21 protein-coding genes are annotated in these 21,284 nt (G+C 70.8%); 9 read left to right on the top strand and 12 right to left on the bottom strand.

Going from position 1 to position 21,284, the window contains the following annotated elements:
• Window positions 1-72 precede the first annotated feature (72 nt).
• Genes hmgA through maiA form a run of 3 tightly spaced genes read left to right on the top strand, consistent with a single transcriptional unit; the run spans window position 73 to window position 3,409 of the window.
• Window positions 73-1,434 carry a homogentisate 1,2-dioxygenase gene (hmgA, locus tag ACS5PV_RS17360; protein ID WP_455396590.1) on the top strand — a complete coding sequence of 454 codons (1,362 nt, stop codon included), beginning with the start codon at window positions 73-75 and terminating at the stop codon, window positions 1,432-1,434.
• On the top strand, window positions 1,434-2,744 hold the full coding sequence (gene fahA, locus ACS5PV_RS17355; RefSeq protein ID WP_455396589.1) for a fumarylacetoacetase: 1,311 nt from the start codon (window positions 1,434-1,436) through the stop codon (window positions 2,742-2,744). The genes hmgA and fahA overlap by 1 nt, the downstream gene beginning before the upstream one ends.
• Window positions 2,741-3,409 carry a maleylacetoacetate isomerase gene (gene maiA / locus ACS5PV_RS17350; protein WP_455396588.1) on the top strand — a complete coding sequence of 223 codons (669 nt, stop codon included), beginning with the start codon at window positions 2,741-2,743 and terminating at the stop codon, window positions 3,407-3,409. Before fahA ends, maiA begins: the two co-directional genes overlap by 4 nt.
• Window positions 3,410-3,558: 149 nt before the next feature.
• Here maiA and ACS5PV_RS17345 read toward each other — a convergent pair whose 3' ends face one another.
• The 6 genes from ACS5PV_RS17345 to ACS5PV_RS17320 form a co-directional block, all read right to left on the bottom strand.
• On the bottom strand, window positions 3,559-4,506 hold the full coding sequence (locus ACS5PV_RS17345; RefSeq protein ID WP_455396587.1) for a cupin domain-containing protein: 948 nt from the start codon (window positions 4,504-4,506) through the stop codon (window positions 3,559-3,561).
• A complete protein-coding gene (locus ACS5PV_RS17340) occupies window positions 4,503-5,765 on the bottom strand; it encodes a hydantoinase/carbamoylase family amidase (RefSeq protein ID WP_455396586.1) in 1,263 nt (420 codons plus the stop codon). Before ACS5PV_RS17340 ends, ACS5PV_RS17345 begins: the two co-directional genes overlap by 4 nt.
• A 4-nt stretch (window positions 5,766-5,769) precedes the next feature.
• A complete protein-coding gene (locus tag ACS5PV_RS17335) occupies window positions 5,770-6,648 on the bottom strand; it encodes an alpha/beta fold hydrolase (protein ID WP_455396585.1) in 879 nt (292 codons plus the stop codon).
• A gap of 77 nt (window positions 6,649-6,725) precedes the next feature.
• Window positions 6,726-7,862 (bottom strand): pyridoxal phosphate-dependent aminotransferase, encoded by a 1,137-nt coding sequence (locus ACS5PV_RS17330; RefSeq protein ID WP_455396584.1) that lies wholly within the window; start codon window positions 7,860-7,862, stop codon window positions 6,726-6,728.
• Window positions 7,862-8,641: an SDR family oxidoreductase gene (locus tag ACS5PV_RS17325; protein ID WP_455396583.1), complete on the bottom strand. Its 780-nt coding sequence runs from the start codon at window positions 8,639-8,641 to the stop codon at window positions 7,862-7,864. The genes ACS5PV_RS17330 and ACS5PV_RS17325 overlap by 1 nt, the downstream gene beginning before the upstream one ends.
• 61 nt (window positions 8,642-8,702) lie before the next feature.
• Window positions 8,703-9,422, bottom strand: a complete 720-nt coding sequence (locus ACS5PV_RS17320; RefSeq protein WP_455396582.1) for a GntR family transcriptional regulator — start codon at window positions 9,420-9,422, stop codon at window positions 8,703-8,705.
• Between the two features lie 234 nt (window positions 9,423-9,656).
• Here ACS5PV_RS17320 and ACS5PV_RS17315 point away from each other — a divergent pair, with 234 nt between their 5' ends.
• From ACS5PV_RS17315 to ACS5PV_RS17290, 6 genes are read left to right on the top strand one after another with little or no spacing between them, the layout of a single operon-like run.
• Window positions 9,657-10,493 (top strand): ABC transporter ATP-binding protein, encoded by an 837-nt coding sequence (locus ACS5PV_RS17315; protein ID WP_455396581.1) that lies wholly within the window; start codon window positions 9,657-9,659, stop codon window positions 10,491-10,493.
• A gap of 26 nt (window positions 10,494-10,519) precedes the next feature.
• Entirely contained in the window at window positions 10,520-11,293 is a 774-nt protein-coding gene (locus tag ACS5PV_RS17310) for a class II aldolase/adducin family protein (protein WP_455396580.1), read from the top strand.
• 15 nt (window positions 11,294-11,308) lie between these two features.
• The gene (locus ACS5PV_RS17305) at window positions 11,309-12,310 is read left to right on the top strand and encodes an ABC transporter substrate-binding protein (protein WP_455396579.1); all 1,002 of its coding nucleotides are present in this window, start codon (window positions 11,309-11,311) and stop codon (window positions 12,308-12,310) included.
• Window positions 12,307-13,107 carry an ABC transporter permease gene (locus tag ACS5PV_RS17300; RefSeq protein WP_455396578.1) on the top strand — a complete coding sequence of 267 codons (801 nt, stop codon included), beginning with the start codon at window positions 12,307-12,309 and terminating at the stop codon, window positions 13,105-13,107. The genes ACS5PV_RS17305 and ACS5PV_RS17300 overlap by 4 nt, the downstream gene beginning before the upstream one ends.
• A gap of 20 nt (window positions 13,108-13,127) precedes the next feature.
• Window positions 13,128-13,859: an ABC transporter permease gene (locus ACS5PV_RS17295; RefSeq protein ID WP_455396577.1), complete on the top strand. Its 732-nt coding sequence runs from the start codon at window positions 13,128-13,130 to the stop codon at window positions 13,857-13,859.
• A complete protein-coding gene (locus ACS5PV_RS17290; RefSeq protein ID WP_455396576.1) occupies window positions 13,856-15,145 on the top strand; it encodes an LLM class flavin-dependent oxidoreductase in 1,290 nt (429 codons plus the stop codon). Before ACS5PV_RS17295 ends, ACS5PV_RS17290 begins: the two co-directional genes overlap by 4 nt.
• A gap of 100 nt (window positions 15,146-15,245) precedes the next feature.
• Here the strand turns inward: ACS5PV_RS17290 and ACS5PV_RS17285 are convergent, their stop codons facing one another.
• The 6 genes from ACS5PV_RS17285 to ACS5PV_RS17260 form a co-directional block, all read right to left on the bottom strand.
• Complete coding sequence (locus tag ACS5PV_RS17285; RefSeq protein ID WP_455396575.1) at window positions 15,246-16,622, bottom strand: amidohydrolase family protein; 1,377 nt, start codon at window positions 16,620-16,622, stop codon at window positions 15,246-15,248.
• Window positions 16,619-17,497: a polysaccharide deacetylase family protein gene (locus ACS5PV_RS17280; RefSeq protein WP_455396574.1), complete on the bottom strand. Its 879-nt coding sequence runs from the start codon at window positions 17,495-17,497 to the stop codon at window positions 16,619-16,621. Before ACS5PV_RS17280 ends, ACS5PV_RS17285 begins: the two co-directional genes overlap by 4 nt.
• 167 nt (window positions 17,498-17,664) lie before the next feature.
• On the bottom strand, window positions 17,665-18,492 hold the full coding sequence (locus tag ACS5PV_RS17275; RefSeq protein WP_455396573.1) for an ABC transporter substrate-binding protein: 828 nt from the start codon (window positions 18,490-18,492) through the stop codon (window positions 17,665-17,667).
• A gap of 30 nt (window positions 18,493-18,522) precedes the next feature.
• A complete protein-coding gene (locus ACS5PV_RS17270) occupies window positions 18,523-19,293 on the bottom strand; it encodes an amino acid ABC transporter ATP-binding protein (protein ID WP_455396572.1) in 771 nt (256 codons plus the stop codon).
• Window positions 19,290-20,147, bottom strand: a complete 858-nt coding sequence (locus ACS5PV_RS17265) for an amino acid ABC transporter permease (RefSeq protein WP_455396571.1) — start codon at window positions 20,145-20,147, stop codon at window positions 19,290-19,292. Before ACS5PV_RS17265 ends, ACS5PV_RS17270 begins: the two co-directional genes overlap by 4 nt.
• Before the next feature lie 48 nt (window positions 20,148-20,195).
• The gene (locus ACS5PV_RS17260; protein WP_455396570.1) at window positions 20,196-21,149 is read right to left on the bottom strand and encodes an N-carbamoyl-D-amino-acid hydrolase; all 954 of its coding nucleotides are present in this window, start codon (window positions 21,147-21,149) and stop codon (window positions 20,196-20,198) included.
• Window positions 21,150-21,284: the final 135 nt, after the last annotated feature.

Raw genomic sequence — 21,284 nt, 5'->3', positions numbered from 1 at the left:
GCTGCACGCTTCCCGCCCGCGAGACACCACAGGCCCGCACGACATCATCCGACAGCACGGGAGATTGCCCCCATGAACCAGCAGACCCGCCCCGCTTCGGCCGGCGAACCCGCAGCGCGGCCGATCCACCCGGGCTACCTGTCGGGGTTCGGCAACGGCTTCGAGACCGAGGCGCTGCCCGGCGCCCTGCCGGTCGGCCGCAACTCGCCCCAGCAATGCCCCTACGGCCTCTACGCGGAACAGCTCTCCGGCTCACCCTTTACCGCGCCTCGCACCACCAACGAGCGCTCCTGGCTCTACCGCATCCGCCCCACCGTCATGCACTGGGGGGCGTTCCGCAAGGTCGATGCCCGCCTCTGGCTCACCGCACCGGCGCAAGCCCCCGACCTGCCGCCGGCGCCGATGCGCTGGGATCCGATCCCGATCCCGACCGAGCCGCTGTCCTTCGTCGAGGGCATCCGCACCATGACGACCGCCGGCGATGCCGGTAGCCAAGCCGGCATGGGCGCGCACCTCTACCTCGCCACCCGCTCGATGCAGGACGAGTACTTCTACAACGCCGACGGCGAGATGCTGGTGGTGCCCCAGCAGGGGCGCCTGCGCTTTCGCACCGAGTTCGGCGTGATCGAGGTCGAGCCCGGCGAGATCGTCGTCATTCCCCGCGGCGTGAAGATCTGCGTCGAACTCCTCGACGGCCCTGCCCGGGGCTACGTCTGCGAGAATTACGGCGGCGCCTTCACGCTGCCCGAGCGCGGCCCGATCGGCGCCAATTGCCTTGCCAACCAGCGCGACTTCCTCACGCCGGTGGCAGCCTACGAGGACCGCGACGCGCCCGGCACGATGCTGGTGAAGTGGGGCGGGTCGTTGTGGGCCGCCGAGATCGCCCACTCACCCCTCGACGTCGTCGCCTGGCACGGCAACTACGCGCCCTACAAGTACGACCTCCGAAAGTTCTCCCCTGTCGGGCCGATCCTGTTCGACCACGCCGACCCGTCGATCTTCACGGTGCTGACCTCGCCCTCCGAGACGCCCGGCACGGCCAACATCGACTTCGTGATCTTCTCCGACCGCTGGCTGGTGGCGGAGAACACCTTCCGGCCGCCGTGGTACCACCTCAACGTGATGAGCGAGTTCATGGGACTGGTCTACGGGGTCTACGACGCCAAGACCGGGGGCGGCTTCCAGCCGGGCGGGGCGTCCTTGCACAACACGCTGCTGCCGCACGGGCCGGACGTCGACGCGTTCGAGAAGGCCTCGAACGCCGAGCTCAAGCCGCACAAGCTCGAGGGGACGCTGGCCTTCATGTTCGAGACGCGGTTTCCGCAGAAGGTCAGCCGCTTCGCCGCCGAGACGCCGGCGTTGCAGACGGAGTACGGCTCGTACGGCCGCAAGCTGACGAAGCATTTCGATCCCAGCCGGCCGGAGGCGCGCTGATGACGGTCCTCGATTCGACGCACGACGCGACCCTGAGCTCCTGGGTGCCGGGGGCCGACGGGCATCCCGATTTCCCGATCCAGAACCTGCCGCTCGGGGTGTTCTCGTCCGACGGTGGCGCGCCGCGGGCCGGGGTCGCCATCGGCGACCGCATCCTCGACCTGCCGGGGCTGCTGGGAGCGGGCCTGCTCTCGGGCGAGGCGGCGCGCGCCGTCGAGGCCGCCGAGGGCGGCGCCCTCAACCGGCTCCTCGCCCTCGGGGCGGAACCGCGCCGCGCCCTGCGGGCGCGCCTGTCGGCGCTGCTGCGCGAGGGCTCGGCTGAGCGCGACCAGGTCGCGCCGCTCCTGCACGAGGCGGCCTCCTGCACCCTGCACATGCCGGCGCGGATCGGCGACTACACCGACTTCTACGTCGGTATCCACCACGCCGAGAACATCGGCAAGCAGTTCCGGCCCGACCAGCCGCTGCTGCCGAACTACAAGCACGTGCCGATCGGCTATCACGGCCGCGCCTCCTCGATCCGACCCTCCGGCACGCCGGTGCGCCGGCCGCGCGGGCAGGCGAAGGCGCCGGAGGCAGACGTGCCGAGCTTCGGCCCCTCGTCCCGCCTCGACTTCGAGCTGGAGCTCGGGGTGTGGATCGGCCCCGGCAACGACCTCGGCACGCCGATCCCGGTCGGGCGGGCGCAGGACCACGTCGCCGGCTACTGCCTGCTCAACGACTGGTCGGCGCGGGACATTCAGGCCTGGGAGTACCAGCCCCTCGGCCCGTTCCTGTCGAAGAACTTCGCCTCGACGATCTCGCCCTGGATCGTCACGCCGGAGGCGCTTGCGCCGTTCCGCGTGGCACAGGGCGCGCGGCCGGCGGGCGATCCGTCCCCCCTGCCCTACCTCCTCGACGGGGCCGACCAGGACGGCGGTGCCCTCGATCTTCGCCTCGACGTGCTGCTGGTGACCCCGGGCCTGCGTGAGGCCGGCCTCGCCCCGCACCAGATCTCGGCCTCGAATGCCCGGCACATGTACTGGACGGTGGCGCAGATGGTGGCCCACCACACCAGCGGCGGCTGCAACCTGCAGCCGGGCGACCTCCTCGGGACGGGCACCATCTCCGGGCCGGAGCGCGACGCCTGCGGCAGCATGGTCGAGGCGACGCTGGGCGGACGAGAGCCGTTGCGGCTCGCCTCGGGCGAGGAGCGCCGGTTTCTGGAGGACGGCGACGAGGTGATCCTGCGGGCCCGCGGGGTGCGGGAGGGCTTCGCGTCGATCGGGTTCGGCGAGTGCCGGGCGGTGATCCTGGAGGCGGCTGCGTGAAGCTCTACGGCTACTGGCGCTCGACCTCGTCCTACCGCCTGCGCATCGCGCTGGCGCTGAAGGGCCTGAACCCGGACCAGAGCCCGGTCCACCTCGTGCGCAACGGCGGCGAGCACCGAAGTGCCGCCTACCGCGCGATCAACCCGCAGGCCCGGGTGCCGAGCCTCGTCCTCGACGACGGCAGCGTGCTGATCCAGTCCCCGGCGATCATCGAGTACCTGGAAGAAGTCCATCCCGACCCGCCGCTTCTGCCGGCGGATCCGGTCGCGCGGGCCCGGGTCCGGGCCGTGGCGGCGATCATCGGCTGCGACATCCATCCGCTGCACAATGTCGGCCCGCTCAACCACCTGCGGCGCGACCTCGGGCGGTCGGAGGAGGAGGTCGGGGCCTGGATCGGGCGCTGGATCGCCGAGGGGTTCGCGGCGATCGAGGCGCTGATCGGCGACGAGGGCTTCTGCTTCGGCACCGAGCCGGGACTCGCCGACGTCTACCTGGTGCCCCAGGTCTACGCCGCCCGGCGCTTCGCCGTGCCGATGGAGGCGTTCCCGAGGATCGCGCGCGCCGCCGCGCTCGCCGAGCGCCATCCTGCCTTCGTGACCGCCCATCCGGCACGCCAGCCCGACAGCGAGGAGGAGCGCCCCGCCGATCCGGGGCGACCTCGATGAGCCCGCAGCCGCTTGTCGCGCTCCGGTGAGTGCGATCGCGTCGCGACCTTCGACAAGGCGCGTCCCGACCGGCCTCGCGTGCCGACGGGCCGCCGCGACTGACCCCCCCCCCGGGCAGCCCTGGACCGCTCGGGCGCCCTGCGACCCGCTCACTCCAGGAACGCGAAGCCCATCGTGCGGGCGTGGTAGTGCAGGCCGCCATCCTGCACGATCAGGAAGCGGGCGCGGGTCCCGCCCTCGTTGTGGTGCGAGTGGGGTGCGCCCGGGGGCGTCACCAGGGTCGCCCACGGCGTCCAGTCGCAGCGGGCGCCGTCGACGGTGGAGAAGCAGCGCTCGCCCGCGATCGCGAGGGTCACCGCCGCCGAGTTGTGGCGATGCGCCCGCTGGTGCGTGCCCGGCGGCAGGGTGTTCAGCGACAGGGTGAGGGTCGGCAGGATGTTGCGGGCCGCCTCGAGCCCGTCCGAGGAGAAGATGAGCGCGAGGCCCGAGGTCGCGGCGTTGGTGCCGGCCGCGGCGATCACCGCGAGCTGGCGCTCGATCTCGGCCGCCGGGTAGTGCACGGGGGCAACCGGGGCGGCGGGCGGGCGCGAGGCGTCGTGGGCGAGCTGCGGCTCGTTGCTGACGCACCACAGGACCGCCCGGTTCTCGGCCGCGTGGGTGAGCGGGCCGCCGGGCAGCAGCATCACGTCGCCGGCCCCCCAGCGCAGGGTCTCGGCCCCGGCGCGGGTCTCGCCGGCGCCAGCGATGACGAACCAGATCGAGCCGGTCGCCGCGAGATCGCAGGAGAGGCGTGCGCCCGCGGCGATCGTGGCGTAGCGGGCGAGCATGAGGGGCGTCGTCGCCGGAAACGGGCAGGCCATCGCGTCGGCCTGGTCGCAGGCGATGACCCCCGTCGGCGCATCCGGGGCGAGCGCCCGGGCGGCCTCGTCGGTGAACACCTGGCCCGGCACCGGCGGCAGCTTGATGTTGAAGGCGTTGCCGGAATTGAAGTAGCGCGCCCGCGCCTCGGCCGGGCCGGCCGGGATCCGCGGCAGCTGGACCGGCAGGTCGGCCATGTCGACCGGCGCGGTTTCGATCGGTGCGAGGGTTTCGCTCATCGGGCATCTCCTGGTGGAAGCGGCAGGGCGTCGGCGAAGGCGAGGTCGTCGAGAACCCGGGCCAGCACCGCCGCGCCGGCCGCGAGATGGTCGGGCTCGGTCCATTCGGCCGGAGCGTGGCTGATCCCGGCCCGGCACGGGACGAAGATCATCGCGCTCGGGCACAGGCCGGCGAGGTGACGGGCGTCGTGACCGGCCGCCGAGAGGAGCGGCATCGCCGGGATGCCGAGATCCGCCGCCGCCCGCCCGATCCGCTCCCGCAAGCCGGGATCGAACACGTTCGAGGGCGCGTCGACGAGCGGCGTCACCGTGACGAGGCAGGGGCCGGCCTCGTCACGGCACAGCGGCGCGACGCGGGCGCCGGCTTCGTCGAGCACCGCATTGTCGGGATGGCGCAGGTCGATGCTGAAGCGGACCTCCCCGGCCACCACGGACGGAGCGTTCGGCGCCACCTGCACCCGCCCGATGGTGAACTTGATGTCCGGATCGAGGCCGCCGACCTCGCGGTGGAGCGCCGCCGCGCAGCGCGCGAAGGCCGCCACCGCGTCGCGGCGCTCCGCCATGGCCAGGGTGCCGGCATGGCCCTCAGCGCCGGAGAGACACACCGAAAAGGTCATCTTGCCCTGGATGCCGGTGACGATCCCGACGGGGATGCCCGCCGCCTCCAGCACCGGGCCCTGCTCGATGTGCAGTTCGAGATAGGCCCCGACCGGTCCGCCGAGGGGCCGGCGCGGCAGATCGGGGAAGCCCGCGAGGAAGCGGTCGAGGGCGTCGCCGACGCTGATGCCGTCCGCGTCCCGCACGGCCCGGATCGCCGCGAGATCCCGCACCCCGCAGAACGCCTCCGAGCCCATCATGCCGGGAGCGAAGCGGCTGCCCTCCTCGTTCATCCAGGCGACGACGACGCAGTCGCGCGCCGGAACCCAGCCGCTCGCGGCGAGATCGGCGACGGCGTCGAGGGCGGCGAGCACGCCGGCCGCCCCGTCGAAGCGCCCGCCGGTCGGCTGGGTGTCGAGATGGCTGCCGAGCAGAACCGGCGCCGCCGCCCGGTCGCGGCCGGGCAGAACCAGGAACAGGTTGCCGGCCGAGTCGGTCGCCGGGTGCAGCCCGGCCTCGCGCCCCCAGCCGATGACGCGCCGCCATGCTTCGGCCTCGCCCTCGGTGAGGGCCTGGCGGTCGACGCCACTCCCTGCGATGGCGCCGATCTCGGACAGCGCCATCAGCCGGCGCCAGAGCCGGTCGGACTCGGGTGCGGGCATCGCTTCAGCGCGTCCGCATGATCTGGCCGGGCAGCGCCCGCGGGTCGCGGGGCAGCCAGCGTCCGGCCTCGACCTGGGCGAGGAATTCGGAGACGAGGGCGTTGAAGGCGGCCGGCTCCTCGAGGTTCAGGGTATGGCCGGTCTTGGGGAAGACCGAGAGGCCGCAGGCGGGGATCGTCTTCTTCAGGAAGATGCCGGGTTGCAAGCAGTGGTCGTCCTCGTCGCCGACCATCACCAGGGTCGGCACCGCCATCCGCTTCAGTTCGTCCTCGAGGTCGTAGAAGGATGGCCGGCGGGCCTGGACGCCGCGCATGGTCATCGCCGCGCCCTTGTCCGAGTGGGTGGCGAGGCGGTCGGCGAAGACCTGCCAGCCGCGGGGATCCTTGTTCTGGAACTGCACCCGGCTGGCGCCGAGCGCGTAGATCTTCGCGAATTCCCTCGCGCCCTGCGTCTCGAAGTTGTCGGCCACCTCGAGGGAGACGCCGCGGAAGTAGTCCTCGAACTCCTTCTCGCAGCCGTAGCCGGCCCCCGCCACCGTTAGCGAAAGGGCGCGCTCGGGGTAGCGCAGTCCGACATGGACCGTGCAGAACCCGCCCATCGACAGTCCGACGATATGCGCCTTGTCGATCCCGAGACCGTCGAGCACCGCGACCGCGTCGTCGGCGGCAATGGCTTGCGAATAGGCGTCGAGGCTCTCCGGCACGTCGGACGGCGGGTATCCGCGGGCCGCGTAGGTGATGCAGCGGTGGCGCCGGCTGAAATACTGCAGCTGCGGCTCCCAGCTCGCGTGGTTGCCGCCGAATTCGTGGATGAACAGGATCGGTGTGCCCTCTCCTGCCTCTTCGACGTGGAGCTGGACGCCGTCCTTGGTGGTGATCGTCATGGGTGCCTGTCCTGGGCTGGACCGTATGATGACTGGACGAACCGAAGCCGCTGGAGAACCGGGAGCGGAGGGGGACCTCAGAACTGCGCCGGCAGGTCGTTCAGCATGCGCGCTTCCTCCGCCAGCGCCGGCAGCAGGTCGCAGAACCGCTCGACCCACGGCGTCGGCACCGAGGTCGAGACCTTGACGAAGCGGTCGCCGAAGCGGGCGGTGTGGTAGGTGCCCTGGCGGATCATGATGCCGCGGCGGCGGTAGCACTCGACCAGGGCCTCGGGCCGGATGCCGGCACCGATCGTCTCCAGCACCAGGAAGTTGCCGTGCGAGGGGAAGACCGGCAGCGCCAGCCCCTCGATCCGCCCCGCGGCCTCGGCGATCATCGCCTTGTTGGCCCGGTCGATGCGGCGGACCTGCGCCATCCACTCGGGCTTGACCGCGAGCCCGGCCTCGGCGGCGCGCTGCGCGATCACGCTGGCGCCGAGCACGCTGGTGGTGCGCGCCGCCATCTCCTCGAACAGGGCGGGCGAGGCGACGAGCGCCCCGATGCGCAACCCCGCAAGCCCGAGCCACTTCGAGAAGCTCAGCGAGACGACCGCGTTCTCCGGATCGGCGAGGAGCGCGGGGTAATGGTCGTCGGCGAAGTCGCGATAGGTGCAGTCGTGGACGAGGAGCGCGCCGCAATCCCGCGCGATTCCCGCGAAGGCCTCGATCTCGGCGCGCGTGTAGCGGATGCCGAGCGGGTTGTTGGGATCGACGAGATAGATGATCGCCGTGAGCTCGTCGACGTTGGCGCGCAGGGCCTCCGGGGTGAGACGGTACCCGCAGGCGGGATCGTAGATCGGGATCTCGATCACCGTGGCGCCGGCTTGCTCGGCGAATAGGCACGGCCATTTCCAGGTCGGGTCGGTGGTGACGAAGGTGGTGCCGGGCCGGCAGCGGGCGCGGCAGACCATCGCCAGCGCGTTGACGCCGCCCTCGGTCACCAGCGCCTCGGCTCCCGGCGTGCCGAGATCGGCGGTGATCGCGGACCGCAGGGATTCGAAGCCGAGCGGCGGGGCGTAGGCGTTGAAGGCGTTCTCCCCAATCGCCCGGATCATCGCGGCGCGAACAGTCGGGTGCGCCTCGACGTGGTTGGTGTTCTGGCCGAGCCAGATCAGGTCCGGCGTCGCCGAGAGCGCGTCGAAGTAGCGGTTGCGGGTGAGGGCGGGAGAGGCCATCAGATCACCGAGCCGCGCGAGGCGATCCCGCCGTCGATGGTGACGACGGTGCCGGTGATGTAGCCGGCGCGCGGCGAGGCCAGGAAGGCGCAGAGGTCGGCGACCTCCTCCGACGTGGCGGGGCGCTTGCCCGGATACTTGTCGAACAGTTCCTGCCAACGCGCCTCGTCGCCGAGCATGTCGATCGCCTTGCGCTTCATGATCTTGAGCATGCGGTCGGTGGCGACCGGGCCGGGATTGACCGCGACCACCCGCACGCCTTGGTCGAGGCTGCGCCCGCCGAGCGCCTTGGTGAAGGACATCAGCGCGGCGTTGCCGGTCGAGCCCGCGATGTAGCTCGCGTCCCAGTTCTCGCCCGAATTGCCGATGACGTTGACGATCACCCCGCCGCGGCCCTTCAGGCGCGGATAGTACAGCCGCGACAGCGTGATGTAGCCGAACACCTTGAGGTCGAAGCCCCGGCGCCAGTCGGCCTCCTCCAAGATCTCGATCGAGCCGGCCGGGATGTCGCCGGCATTGTTGACCAGGATGTCGATGTCGCCGGCCGCCGCGGCGAGCCGTTCCATCGCGGCGGTGCTCGACAGGTCGAGGGCGTGGACGGTGACGCGCACGCCGTACTCGGCCTCCAGTTCGCGCTTGGCCTCCTCCATCGCCGCGCCGTTGCGGGCGGCCAGATGCAGGTGGCAGCCTTCGGCGGCGAAGGTCCGGGCGACGGCGAGGCCGATGCCCTTCGAGGCGCCGGTGATCAGGGCGGTCTTATCGGTGAGGTCGAGCTGCACGGGGCACTCCTGGCGGCTGGCAGGTATGCATGTCGCAGCAATTTGCATACCAGACCAGTACTCACTCGAACGCCGCCAGGAAGTCGAGCAGGTTGTCGCCGAGCAGCGCGACGTGGTCGCGCATCGCCCGGTGCGCGCCTTCCGGATCGTGGGCGAGGATCGCCCGCAGGATCGCCTCGTGCTCGCGGATCGTGTCGCTCATCCGGTTCGGCATCCGGGTGACGCGGCGGCGGTAGGCGGCGACCTGGTTGCGCAGGCGCCGGGTCTGGTCGGCGAGAAAGCCGTTGCGGGCAGCCTCGTAGATCGCCTCGTGGAACTCCTGGTTCACGTCGTAGAACGCGTCGGTGTCGCCGGAATCGACGAGGGCGGTCAGCCGCTGGTGGATCGGCTCGATCGTCGCCCGCCAGGTCGGCGGGACGCGCCGGGCGGCGAGCCGCGCGCACAGGCCCTCCAGCTCCGCCATCACCTGGAACATCTCGATCAGGGCGTGCGGGCCGATGGTGCGCACGACCGCGCCCTGCCGTCCGCGCAGCTCGACGAGATGGCTCGCGGCGAGGAGCCGGAACGCCTCGCGCACGGGCGTGCGCGACACGCCGTAGCGCAAAGCGATCTCCTGCTCGTCGAGGCGGCTGCCCGGCTCGAGATGACCGGCGGCGATCGCCGCCTCGAGCCGCTGGCGCAGGCTCTCCGCCAGGGTCACCCCCGCGGCATGCGAGGGGGTCGGACGCTGTCCCTCGAGCGGGGTGACGTCAATTTGTGCGCCTGCTGCTACCTTATGCATCTCTAAGTCTCATATTTGTATACATTAAACTCGTCGCCATCACCGTCCTGCTCCCCGCACAACCCGTCGACCGACCTGCCTGGGCCGATTGCAAGCGAGGTGCCGTCGGTTCCGGTCCGGTCCGGCGCGTGCTGGCACATCCGTTGCAGAGATCGGCCCATCGCGGCCGGTGCTCAGGCATGCCGGAGCCGGTCCTCGTTATACAAGAACCCGAAAGGACGTCTCTTGCGGGCCATGCTGCGACACAAGGACGATGTTCCCGCGACCGCGGCGGATCCCGAGCCGCTGATCGAGCTTCGCGGCGTCGACAAGACCTTCGGGCCGGTCAAGGCGCTGTCGGGCCTCTCGGCCAGGGTCGGGCGGGGCGAGTTCGTCACCGTGGTCGGCCCGAGCGGCTGCGGCAAGAGCACCCTGTTCAACATCGTGGCGGGGCTCGAGGAGCCCGATCCCGGCGGGGCCCTGCGCTTCGAGGGCCGCAGCTGCCACGCTGCAGACCTGCTCGGCCGGGTCTCGTTCATGCCGCAGCGCGACCTGCTCCTGCCCTGGCGCACGGTGATCGACAACGCGATCCTGGCGCTCGAGATCGAGGGCCGGCCGCGCAAGGAGGCCCGGGCCGAGGCGATGCGGATGCTGCCCGAATTCGGGCTCGCCGGGTTCGAGGCGCAGTACCCGCACCAGCTCTCCGGCGGCATGCGCCAGCGGGTGGCGCTCATGCGCACCTTCCTGTTCGAGCGCGACCTGATGCTGCTCGACGAGCCGTTCGGGGCCCTCGACGCGCTCACCCGCACGCTGATGCAGCGCTGGCTCCTCGACGTCTGGCAGCGCCACCGGCGCACGATCCTGTTCATCACCCACGACGTCGACGAGGCGATCTTCCTCGGCGACCGGGTGATGGTGATGACCGCCCGGCCGGGGGCGGTGAAGCTCGAGCAGCGCATCGACCTGCCGCGGCCGCGCCGGCCCGACCTCGTCACCGCCCCCGAATTCATCCGGCTCAAGCGCACGCTCCTCGAGGCGATCGAGGAGGAGAGCCTGAAGTCGTTCCAGATCGCCCAGGAGAAGGCCCAATGAGCCAAGGTCCGATGAGCGAAGGTCTGATGAGCGCCGTGGACGCGTCCCGCCGCTTCGATCCCGCCGAGTGGGAGGCCCGCGTGGCCCTCGCCGCCTGCTACCGCATGGTGGCGCAGCTCGGCATGGACGACCTGATCTACAACCACATCTCGGCCCGCGTCCCGGGACGCGAGAACGAATTCCTGATCAACCCCTACGGCCTGCTCTTCGACGAGATCACCGCGTCGAGCCTGGTGAAGATCGACCTCGAGGGCACGATCCTCGACGACACGGCCCACACGGTGAACCTCGCCGCCTTCGTGATCCATGCGGCGATCCACGAGACGAGCCACGACGCGGCCTGCGTGCTGCACACCCACTCGGATGCCAGCGTCGCCGTCTCGGGCCAGGAGAAGGGCCTCCTGCCGCTGAGCCAGTTCGCGATGCGGTTCTACGACCGGCAGGCCTTTCACGATTACGAGGGCGTGGCGATCGACCTCGACGAGCAGGACCGCCTCGTGCGCGACCTCGGGCCCCACAAGGTCATGCTGATGCGCAACCACGGCATCCTGACCGTCGGCCGCACGCCCGGCGAGGCGTTCATGCTGCTCTACTACTTCGAGCGCGCCGCGCGGATCCAGCTCGACATGCAGGCGGCGGCCGCGGCGGGCGCCGCCCTGGTGATCCCGCCCCACGAGGTCTGCGAGCGCGCCGCGCGGCAGTTCTGGGAGCTCAAGGGCGACATCCTGATCCCCGGCGAGCGCGAATGGCCGGCGCTGATGCGCCGGCTCGACCGCACCGACCCGTCCTACCGCCACTGACCGCAGGGATCCCCGATGCTCAAGCGCCGCTATCTCCTCGCCGCCCTCGCCGCCATCGCACTCGCCGGCCCCGCCGCCGCGGCCGAGCCCGTGAAAGCGAGCTTGCGCCTGAAATGGCTGCCGCAGGCGCAGTTCGCCGGGTTCTACGTCGCGGCCCAGAAGGGCTACTACAAGGCGGAAGGCCTCGACCTGACGATCAACCCGGGCGGGCCGAACCTGCTCGCCGAGAACCTGGTGGCCACCGGGGCCGACACGTTCGGCCTCTCGGGCGGCAGCGACAGCGTGCTCGCCGCCCGCGACAAGGGCCTGCCGGTGGTCTGCATCGGCGTCTCGCACCAGGTCACCCCGTTCGTCTTCGTCACCCGCAAGGACGGCCCGGTCAGGACGCTCCACGACGTCAAGGGCCGCACCGTCACGACCTGGTTCACCGGCGCCAACCACGTCCTCAACGCCATCCTGGCCAAGGAGGGGATCCGGCCCGACGAGGTGAAGATCCAGCCGCAGCAGGTCAGCGTCACCCCCTTCGTCGCCGGCGCCGGCGACGTCGCCACGGCCACCTACTACAACGAACTCTACGCCATCCAGAGCCGGATGGGGAAAGATAACTTACGCACCTTCGTCGCCGAGGATTACGGCGTCACCTTCCCGCGCGACACCCTGATCGTGTCCGAGACGGTGCTGAAGGAGAAGCCCGAGCTGGTGAAGGGCTTCCTGCGCGCCTCGATCCGCGGCTGGCGCGACGCCTTCGCCGACCCGAAGGCGGCCGTCGACACCGTGATGGCGATCGCCCCGACCCTCGACCGGGCGCACCAGGAGTTCATGCTCACGGAGGTCAAGCGCCTGATGACGGCGGGTGCGGCCAAGGAGAAGGGGCTGTTTGCGATCGACCCCGCGGCCATCGCCAAGGCGCACGACCTGCTGCTCCAGGCCAAGGTGATCGGGAAGCCCGTCGACCTGAAGGCCGCGTTCGACGCCCAGCCGCTCGACGCCCTGTCCTCCGCGGACCGCCAGCTGTGAGCGCCGCCACCGCCGTTGCTGCCGCCGCGCCGGCGGCCGGGCGTAGCCGCCTCGCCCGCCGGCGCGGCGGGCGGGTCGCCGCGCTGCTTGCCGTCGCGCTCGCCTGGGAGGGACTGGTGCTGCTCCTCGGCATCCGGCCCTTCTACCTGCCGCGGCTCTCCGCCGTGCTGGCGGCGATCCTGGCGACGCCCGGCGCCTACGCGTCCGGCTTCCTGCGCACGCTTACCGAGACGCTGATCGGGTTCGTTGCTGGCGGCACCTTCGGGGTCGCGGTGGCGGTCGCGTTCCTGCGGCTGCGGGCCTTGCGCGAGATGGTCTTCCCGCTCTTCGTCGTGTCGCAGACCATCCCCGTCATCGCCTTCGGGGCGCTGGTGGTGCTGTGGTTCGGCAACACCCTCATCGCCAAGGCGGTGATCGCCTTCTACCTCACCTTCTTCCCGGTGACGGTGAACGCGCTGATCGGCCTCGAATCGGTCGATCCGCGCCAGATCGCCCTGATGCGCAGCTTCGGCGCCTCGCCGCGCCAGATCCTCCTGCGGCTGCAACTGCCGAGCGCCCTGCCGCAGACCTTCGTGGCCCTGCGGCTCGCCGCCTCGCTCAGCCTCGTCGGGGCGATCGTCGGCGAGTGGTTCGGCGACACGACCGGCCTCGGCGTGCTCCTGCTGCAGGCGATGTACAACGAGAACGTCGTGGCGATCTGGGCCGCGCTCCTCGTCTCGGCTCTCCTCGGCACCGGATTCTACGCCGCGGTCGCGGCGCTCGAGCGCCGTCTCGTGTTCTGGGGGGCCGAGCAGTGACGGCGCAACGATCCCTCGCGGTGCAGCGCGGCATTCTCGGCGCGCTCATGCTGATCGGGCTCTGGGAGGGCGTCGCCCGCGGCTTCTCCCTGCCGGCCTACGTCCTGCCGGCGATGAGTGACGTGCTCCTCGGCGCGTGGCGCCAGCGCGCGATGCTCGGGGAGGCTGCCTCCTACACCCTCTGCGAGGCGCTCCTCGGCTACGCCCTCGGGGCGCTCCTCGGCATCGGGCTTGCGGTCGCGCTGATCCTGCTGCCGCGGGCTAGGGGCTTCGTCGTCGCCGCGGTGACGGCAGTGAACTCCGTGCCGGTGGTGGCCTACTCGCCGCTGATCCTCCTGTGGTTCGGCATCGGCATCGCCTCGAAGGTCGTGATGGTGGCGCTCGCCGTCAGCTTCACCCTGTTCCTCTCGACGCTGGCCGGCCTCGACCGGGTCGACCGCCGCAGCATCGACCTGATGCGCAGCTTCGGCGCCGGGCGCCTCGCCCTCTTGTGGCGCCTGCGCCTGCCGACGGCGCTGCCGCTGATCCTCGCGGGGCTTCGCGTCTCGACCGTGCGCAGCGTGATCGTGGCGATCGTCACCGAGATGCTCGGGGCCTATGGCGGCCTCGGCTGGGTGATCTACCAGGCGGTCTTGCAGATCGACTTCGTGCAGGTCTGGTCGGCGATCGTCGTCGCGTCGGTGGCGAGCCTCGCCTTCTTCGGCCTCGTCGGCCTCGCCGAGCGCCGGCTGCTGTTCTGGAGAGCCGCATGACCCGAAGGATGCATCTCGGCCTGTTCCTCCTCGGCACCGGCAGCCACGTCGCCGGCTGGCGCATGCCCGGCGCCGTCGACAGCTTCCAGGACTTCTCCGCGATCGCCGAGATCGCCCGCACCGCCGAACGCGGCTGCTTCGACCTGATCTTCATCGGCGACAACCTCTACGCCGACCCGGCGGCGCACCCGTCCTACACCCTGCGCCTCGAACCCCTGACGCTACTCGCCGCGCTCGCGCCGCTCACCCGCCATATCGGGCTCGGCGCCACGGTCTCGACCACCTACAGCGATCCGTTCACGGTCGCCCGCGCCTTCGCCTCCCTCGACCACATCAGCGGCGGGCGCGCCGCCTGGAACGCCGTGACGACCGCGAGCCCGGCGACCGCGGCCAATTTCGGCACTGTCCACCCCGACCATGCCCGGCGCTACGAGCGCGCCGGCGAGTTCCTCGACGTGGTCGCCGGCCTGTGGGACGGCTGGGCCGACGACGCGCTCGTCGCCGACCGGGACAGCGGCCTCTACATCGACCCGTCGCGCCTGCGCGCCCTCGACCATGACGGTCCGTTCTTCAAGGTGAAAGGGCCGCTCAACATCGGCCGCAGCCCGCAAGGCCGGCCGGTGGTGCTCCAGGCCGGCGGCTCGGAGGCGGGCCAGGACCTCGCCGCCCGCACCGCCGACGTGGTGTTCTCGGTGGTGCAAGACATCGAGGAGGCCCGCGCGGCCTATGCGAGCCTGAAAGGCCGGCTCGCGGCCCACGGGCGGCGCCCGGAGGAGGTGAGCGTGCTGCCCGGCGTGATGCCGGTGGTCGGCCGCACGGACCGCGAGGCGTTCGACAAGCTCGCGATGCTCCAGGGCTTCGTCGGCGACACGAACGCCCTGGCGCTCCTCTCCGACCGGCTCGGGCAGGACATGTCGGCTTACGACCTCGACGGGCCGGTGCCCGACATCGCCCTACCGGACAGCTACCACAGCTTCGCCCGGGTGATGCTGTCGAAAGCCCGCCGGGACGGCATGACCCTGCGCGACCTCTACAACCTCACCGCCGCGGCCCGCGGCCACTGGGTGCTGTGCGGCTCGGCCGAGGCGGTCGCCGACACGCTCCAGCACTGGTTCGAGACCGGCGCCGCCGACGGCTTCAACGTCATGCCGCCCTGGTTCCACGACGGCTTCACCGATTTCGTCGACCTCGTGATCCCGCTGCTGCAGGAGCGCGGAGTGTTTCGCCGCGGCTACGACGGCGCGACGCTGCGCGACCACCTCGACCTCGCCAGGCCACCGCGCTGAGGCAGCCTCGGCGATGCCGGGCTTCCGGCGGCACGATCCGGATCCTCGCATCATCGGGCGGCGGCTGCGGCGGGGTGGCGCCGCCTTGGACCATCGGTGATCACGCCTCGGCGAAGGCGGCGCGGGCCTCCGGCAGGTCCCAGATCCGCTCGATCGCGGCGGCGCCCTCGCGGACGATGTTTTCCTCGTCGCCGGCGAGGAAGCGCCCCCGATCGACCAGGAGCCTGCCGTCGACCATGACCTGAGCGATGTCGGCGCGATTGGCGAGCGCGATCAGGGCGCGCAGGGGATCGTGCAGCGGCTGAAGATGCGGGTGCATCAGGTCGACCACCGTCAGGTCGGCGGTGGCGCCGGGGGCGATCACGCCGAGATCCGGACGCCGGATCGCCGCGGCGGCCTGTCCCGTCACGGCATCGATCAGGGCCGTGGAGTCCGCGACCTCGGCCCGGCCGGCGGCGACCTTCGAGATCAGCGAGGCGGCGTTCAATTCGCCGAGCAGATCCATGTTGTAGCCGTCGGTAGCCACCAGCGTGCGGATGCCGTGGGCGGCGAAGCGACCGAAGGCGGCGGTGCGGCCGGCCCGGGCGAAGACCCGCGGGCAGTTCAGCACCGTCGCGCCCCGCGCCGCCATCAGGCGCAGGTCGTCGTCGCTGCTGGCGATGCAGTGGGCGGCAAGCAGGTCCGGCGCCAGCAGGCCGAGCCAGTCGAGGTACTCGGCCGGGCTCCTCCCGTCATGGCGAGCGCGGATGGTCGCGACCTCGTCGTCGCTCTGGGCGAGGTGGGTGGTGATCGGCACATCCAGCTCCCGCGCCCGGGCGGCGCAGGCCCGCAGCAGGTCCGGGCCGCAGGTATCGGTGGCGTGCGGGCTCATGGCCAGGCGGATGCGCCCCTCTCCCCTCCCCTCCCAGCGGGCGTGGAGCGCGTTCCACGCCGCGAGGTCGGCCTCGCCGTCGTCGCCGCGATACGTCACGCGCCCGTCCGGGCCGACCTTGGCGTCGGCGGTCGAGAACAGGTAAGGCGCGCCGTAGAAGCGCAGGCCCATCTCCTCGGCCGCCTCGAACATCTCGGGGAGACCGTTGCGGAACGGCTCCATCACCGTGGTCGCCCCGCCCTTGAGGAGCTGCAGGATGCCGAGCCGCGCGGCGGCCCGGCGCTCCTGCGGCGACAGGATGTCGAGGGCGGTCTTCGAGAGCGGCAGCAGCACCGTGTAGACGATGCTCTTGCCCCCCTTGCGCCCCCGGCCATCCTCGGTGTGCGAGCGGGCGATCGCCTCGCTGAAGCAGTGATTGTGCAGGTTGAGGAGGCCCGGCAGCACGAGGCGGCCCGGCCGGTCGTGGATCTCGTCCGCCGCCGGCCGGTCCGGCGTGACCGCGGCGATGCGGTTGCCCTCGACCAAGACCCAGCGGTCGCGCTCGATGCGAGGACGACCGTCCCGGCGGGTGAGGACATGGGAGCCGAAGATTGCGACCGAGGTCACGCCGCCCGCTCGTGCTTCAAGAAGTTCTCGCTGATCGTCGCGCCGGTGGTGATCCACAGGTCGGGGCAGGATTGCGCGTAGGTCAGGAACTCGCGCAGCAGGCGAAGCCGCATCGGCCGGCCGCTGCATTGGGGATGCAGCACCGTCGTCACCATCGCACCCCAGTCGCGCACCTCGTCGAGCTCGTCCTTCCACAGCGACAGGACGTGCTCCTTGGGGAAGATCGAGCGCGGGCTGAACCGGGTCGAGAGCCCGTGCATCCAGTCGTCGTAGCTCGCCGTGACCGGCAACTCGATCGGGCCGGGGGTGCCGTCGCGCAGCACATGGCGGTAGGGCCGCACGTCGTCGCGAAACGAGGAGGTGTAGACGATGCCGTGCTTGACCAGGGTCTGTCGCAGGTCTTCCGTGAACTCGCCGTAGGGCGCGCGGTAGCCCGTCGGCACCACGCCGAGGCGCCGCTTCAGGGTCTCGAAGCCGCGCTCGATCTCCTCCTCCATGAAGGGCGCACCGGGATCGGGCATCAGGTGGTGGTAGCCGTGGTGCCCGATCTCGTGGCCGCCCCGCACGATCGCCTCGGCCATCGCCGGATAGGCGTCGACCGCCCAGCCGGTGATGAAGAAGGTGCCCTTGAGGCCGAGCTGATCGAGGAGTTCGAGGAGCTTCGGCGTGCCGACCCGGGCCTCGTAGGCGCCGTAGCTCATGGTGACCAGGCGCTCGGCGTGGCCCGCATCCTTGCTGGTCCAGGCGCTCTCGGCATCGACGTCGAAGGAGAGGAACATCGCCGAGCGGTAGGGTGCCGGCCACGGGTAGTCCGGGGCTGCAGGTGCGAGGTTCGCGGGGGTGAGCGGGATGCTGTCGAGGGCGGCGCGGTTCATGGGTGGTCTCGTGTCGGTGGCTTGCTCTGCGGAATCCGGGAGCAACGGCGTCGAAAGGTTCGCGCTGTCCGGGGAAGGATGAGGTGCGGGCTCCCCCTCTCCCCTCCCGCGGGGAGAGGGGCCGCCCGCGCTCTATTCTGCGCCAGACATTCGATAATCGTGATCAGCTACTTCGCCCCGTTGATCAGCGCCTTCTCGACGCCGTTCTCGGTGAGCTTCCACTTCTCCAGGAGCGCCTTGTACGTGCCGTCGGCGATCATCGCGTCGAGGGCGCCGGCCACGGCCTGCTGCAGGCCGGTCTCCTTCACGGGGATCGCGATGCCGGTATATTGCAGGGCGATCGGGGTGCCGACGGCCAAGTAGGTGTCGGGCTCCAGCCCCATCACGTAGGGCAGCGTCTCGTTGCCCTGCACGGCGGCGTCGATGCGGCCCTGCTTGAGCTGGGTGCGGGCATCGGCCGAGCCTTCCGTGCCGACGAACACCACCGGGTTGTCCTTGCAGTTCTGCTCGCTCCAGGCGGCGATCTCGCGCGGGAACGAGGTGCGCCGGCTCGCCCCGGCCTTCTTGCCGCACAGCGAGGCCATGCCGGTGAACTCCCCCTGGCGGGCCTTGCGGACGAAGAATTGCGGGCCGCTGCGCAGGTAGTCGACGAAGGTCGCGGTGTCGTGCCGGGTCGGAAGGTCGGTCATGCCGGACAGGATCGCGTCGACCCGGCCGGTCGCGAGCGCCGGCATCATCTGGTCGAAGCTCGTCTCCTGCCAGGCGAGCTTGACCCCGAGCTTCTTGGCCAAGGCGTCGCCGAGATCGACGTCGAAGCCGGTGAGCTGGCCGGTCTCGGGGTTCTTGAACTCCATCGGCGGATAGTTCGGCACGATCGCGACCTTGAGCGTTCCGCTCCTGGCGACGTCGGGCGGCAGGGCGGCCTTCGGTGCGTCCTGCGCCACGGCCACGGCGGTCGACAGGCTCATCACAACGGTCGCGATCAGGCGCTTCACCAAAACCTCCTCGTGAACTAAAAAAACTCTTCAGCCGATGACCGCCGAGAGGAAGCTGCGGGTGCGGGCCTCCCGCGGCCCGCCCAGGACCTCCGAGGGCGTGCCCGCCTCGACGATGCCGCCCTGGTCCATGTAGACCACGGTGTCGGCGACCTCGCGGGCAAAGCCCAGCTCGTGGGTGACGACCATCATGGTCATGCCGGAGCGCGCGAGCTCGCGCATCACCGCCAGCACCTCGCCGACGAGTTCCGGGTCGAGGGCCGAGGTCGGCTCGTCGAACAGCATCAATTGCGGCTTCATGGCGAGCGCGCGGGCGATGGCGACGCGCTGCTGCTGCCCGCCGGAGAGCTGGGCCGGATAGCTGCCCGCCTTGGCGGCGAGGCCGACCCGGGCGAGCAGCGCCACTGCCTCGTCGCGCACCTCCGCCGGGCGGCGGCCCTGGACGTGCACGGGGCCCTCGGTGACGTTCTCGAGCGCCGTCTTGTGCGGAAAGAGGTTGAAGCGCTGGAACACCATCCCGGTCTTGAGGCGCTGGCGCGCCACCTCGCGCTCGCTCAAGCGGTGGAGCCGCCCGCCGGACTCGCGCAGGCCCAGGAGCTCGCCGTCGAGCCAGATGCCGCCGGCATCGATCCGGGTGAGCTGGTTGACGCACCGGAGCAGCGTCGTCTTGCCCGAACCCGAGGCGCCGATCAGGCACATCACCTCGCCGGCGCGCACATCGAGCGAGACGTCGTCGAGGGCCTTGAAGGTGCCGAAAGCTTTCGAGACGCGGCGGACGGCGACGAGGGGCTGCGCGCTCATCGGGTGATCCTCGCGGTGCCGCGGGAAAACCGCCGCTCCAGCAGCATCTGCAAGGGGGTGAGGAGCGAGACCACAGCCAAGTACCACAGGCCGGCGACGATCAGGAGCTCGATGACCCGGGAATTGGCGTAGTAGATGTTCTCGGCGGCGTGCAGGACCTCCGGGTACTGGATCACGCTGGCGAGCGAGGTCGCCTTGACGAGGCCGATGAACTCGTTGCCGAGCGGCGGCAGCACCACCCGCATCGCCTGGGGCAGGATGATCCGGGAGAGCGCCTTCGGCCGGCCCATGCCGATCGCCTGCGCGGCCTCGTACTGCCCGGTATCGACCGAGAGCAGGCCGGCGCGCATCACCTCGGAGGTGTAGGCGCCCTGGTTGAGGCCCAAGCCGAGCAGGGCGGCGAGGAACGGCGTCATCACCTCGACCGACTTCACCGACCACAGGCCCGGAATGCCGATGACGGGGAAGACCAGCGCCAGGTTGAACCACAGCAGCAGTTGCAGGATCAGCGGCGTGCCGCGAAACAGCCAGGTGTAGCCGGCGGCCACCCCCTTCAGCACCGGGTTCGCTGAGAGCCGCATCACCGCGACGAGAAGGCCGAGCGCGATGCCAAGCCCCATCGCCAGCACCGCTATCGTCAGGGTGTTGACGATGCCGTGCAGGATCACCGGCACGGTGAGGAAGCGGCCGACATAAGCCCACTCGATCTGCCCTTGCGCGAAGGCGCGCCCGATGAGCGCCAGGACGCCGAGGATCAGGCCGGCGGCGAGCCAGCGGCCCCAGTGGGCCTGCCGCGCGGTCGGCAGGCCTGTGAGATCGGGAAAGCCCTCGGCGAGAGCGCGTCCGCTGCTCATCAATCCCTCGTCATCGCTCGCCATGTCGGGTGAAGGACCGTGCCAGGATCATGCCGCGGCGGGCGGCGGCTCGATCACGCCGGCCCGTTCGGTGATCGGCCCGTACTGCGCCGGCTGGCGGTGCTGGCCGAAATTGAACATCTTGTCCTTGCCTTGGCGGCACCGGTCGAGGTCGCATTCGGCCACCACGACCTCGTCGCCGAGGCCCTGCGCCTGGGCGACGATGCGCCCGTCGGGATCGACGATGCAGGAGCCGCCGATCAGGCCCGAGCCGTCCTCGTCCCCGGCTTTCGCCACCGCCACCGCCCAGGTGGCGTTCATGTAGGCGTTGGCCTGGGCGACCAGGGTCGAGTGGAAGGTGCGCAGCGCCGCATCCTCGCTCGTGCCGCCGTTGGGGTCGTAGGCCGCCGAGTTGTAGCCGACGCAGACCAGCTCGACGCCCTGCAATCCCAGCACCCGCCAGGCCTCGGGCCAGCGCCGGTCGTTGCAGATCATCATGCCGAGAATCGCGCCTTTCCAGGCGTCACCGGCGCGGAAGGCCGGAAAGCCGGTATCGCCGTAGGAGAAGTAGCGCTTCTCGAGTTGCTGGAACCGGGCGCCTTCCCGCGGCTCGACCGAGCCCGGCAGGTGGACCTTGCGGTAGCGCCCGAGGATCGACCCGTCCGGCTGCACCAGGATCGTGCTGTTGAAGCGCTCGCCCGAAGGGGTCAGCTCGGCGTAGCCGATGTTGAAGCCGACAGCCAGCTCCCGGGCGCGGTCGAACAGCGGCTGGACGGCCGGGTTGGGCATCGCGCGCTCGAAGTACCGGTCGAGGTCGTCGCCCTCGAGCAGCCAGCGCGGGAAGAACGTCGTGAAGGCGAGTTCGGGAAAGACCACCAGCGTCGCGCCGCGGCCCGCCGCCTCCTCGAGCAGGCGGATCAGCCGGTCGAGGGTGTGGGCGCGGGAATCGGCGCGCTGGGTCGGCCCCATCTGGGCTGCCGCGACGGTGACGATACGGGACATCATGACCTCTGAGCGGGCATCATGCTCGAACTATAAGCATTACGGTCCAATGGCCGGCCTCCATGGCCCGATCATGCATATTCGTTACGCCTCCACAATCCTGAGCCTTATGATAAATTGTGCTGAACTATAATC

This window comes from Methylobacterium sp. Gmos1 (assembly GCF_053764715.1).
Note: the sequence above shows the minus strand (reverse complement) of the source record. Positions and strands in the feature narration are given on the sequence as shown.